This window comes from Oleiphilus sp. HI0066, assembly GCF_001635725.1.
The window spans coordinates 1-963 of sequence record NZ_LWFH01001396.1 but is presented as its reverse complement, the minus strand read 5'-3'; the positions used below and the strand labels follow the sequence as shown (position 1 = coordinate 963).

The 963-nt window shown below is 42.9% G+C and carries 2 protein-coding genes; both read right to left on the bottom strand.

Going from position 1 to position 963, the window contains the following annotated elements; genetic code table 11:
- Positions 1–483, bottom strand: a 483-nt coding sequence (locus tag A3738_RS21015; RefSeq protein WP_255376193.1) for an amidase family protein, incomplete at its 3' end; no start/stop codon positions are given.
- 30 nt (positions 484–513) lie between these two features.
- Positions 514–828: a DUF962 domain-containing protein gene (locus A3738_RS21010; RefSeq protein WP_068475883.1), complete on the bottom strand. Its 315-nt coding sequence runs from the start codon at positions 826–828 to the stop codon at positions 514–516.
- Positions 829–963: the final 135 nt, after the last annotated feature.

Sequence of the window (963 nt, the reverse complement as noted above, 5' to 3'; positions counted from 1 at the left end):
ACTCAATTGGGCTGCAAGTGCAGCGGCACCACCTCCTGTGCTTCCACCGGGAGTTCTACGAAGATCGTAGGGATTGTTTGCAGTCGGGTAGAGCGGACCAAAGGTCTGACAATCTGATAGAAGCATTGGGACATTGGTTTTACCTAAGATGATCGCTCCAGCATTTTCTAATCGCTGAGCAAGTACTGAGTTGATGTCAGGCGCATAAGATTTCAGTGGCGGGAAGTTGATCGTACAGGGTGAATTTCGATATACGAACGATTCCTTAATCGTGACCGGTATGCCATACAAAGGTAGATTTGATGGGTCTTCATTCATTAATACCTTTGCTCTTGCAGACGCTTTCTCGCGAAAATCGTGAACGATCGCGTTTAACTTTGGGTTCAAAGCGTCTATGCGTGTATAGGCCCGATCTAGCGTCTCGATAATCTGTTCAGGCTTGGTTTTGTGCTCTGCACTTAGTTCATGGATTTTGTACATCATAAAGCTCGATGAAAGGTCATAGAGGCGTAATTACCAAGGAATGCGTTTTATTAGGATGTCTTTAAACATCACCCAATCGCCAATGAAGCTGTAAAGAGGGTATTTAAAGGTTGCAGGTTTGTTTTTCTCAAAGAAAAAGTGCCCAACCCAAGCAAAGCCATATCCGATAAGTGGGAGTAAAATTAACGCGCTCCAAGCACTATTTAAAATGATCCATGCCAAGGTAAGGATAACTAAGCTGCTTCCAACAAAATGCAGGCGCCGGCAGGTTTGGTTGGCATGTTCAGATAAATAGTAAGGGTAAAACTCTGAGAAGCTCGCAAATGATTCTGTTTTATTATCCATGAGGCTACCATTGTTGTTTTTTTAATTACGGGGTATACGCGTTTTATATTACTGCTAGATCTCAATGATCGCTAGCACTACAGGTTTATCGTTAAGAACTTAAACCTCAGATCTGCTTTTGATTCTCGCTTACTG

Bases quoted from the DNA above. Each gene is read 5' to 3' on its own strand.
- A3738_RS21010 (WP_068475883.1), bottom strand. From the start codon at position 828: ATGGATAATAAAACAGAATCATTTGCGAGCTTCTCAGAGTTTTACCCT.